The following is a 621-nucleotide window of genomic DNA, read 5'->3' as shown; positions in this document are numbered from 1 at the left end:
AGGCTTATCGCAGGCTCCCACGTCCTTCATCGGCTCCTGATGCCAAGGCATCCACCATGCGCCCTTACACACTTGACCACCACACACCACCCACCACGGAAAACACGACCCGTGGACGAGCAGGCGCGCGACGCCAGTGCAGAATTCAAAACCCAAACCACAAAGACAGCAGAACGCCACACCCACCCCACCCGCGGAGCACCCCCTCAAGGAGCACACCCGCGATGCGAGAGCGAAAGAGCAGCGATCCACATCATCAGAGGATTATCTACTCGACGAACACCACTACATGATGCTCGCGTCCACTGTGCAGTTCTCAAACGACAACCAGGAACCCCCTGCCACCAGCAGGCACCAGACACCGGGAAGAAACCCCATAAAGGGAGAAGACCCGACCGGTATGACCTGCCACAGAGAGCCTGAGCAGAAGAACAGACCCCACCACCACCTCACCGGCGCAAGGCCGATCCGGCTCGCGCCGGCACGGTGATGATGGTGCCCGGTCCCTCAGGACCCAACAGTGCGCCAGGCACCAGGAGAAGACGAACACGCGGCGTTCCACGCCCCCGCAACAGCAGAGACCGTACTGACCAGTGCCTTCGACACCTGGTGCCGTGTTGA

General features: G+C 61.2%; 1 rRNA gene. It reads right to left on the bottom strand.

The features are described from left to right. Positions 1-78 (bottom strand): 23S ribosomal RNA (locus tag GTQ99_RS23830); the annotation flags it as partial. Positions 79-621 lie beyond the last annotated feature (543 nt).

The sequence above is a fragment of the Kineococcus vitellinus genome, assembly GCF_009906315.1.
GTDB classification, from domain to species: Bacteria; Actinomycetota; Actinomycetes; order Actinomycetales; family Kineococcaceae; genus Kineococcus; species Kineococcus vitellinus.
The sequence above is the reverse complement of the archived record's forward strand: the minus strand, read 5'-3'. Positions and strand labels throughout refer to the sequence as shown.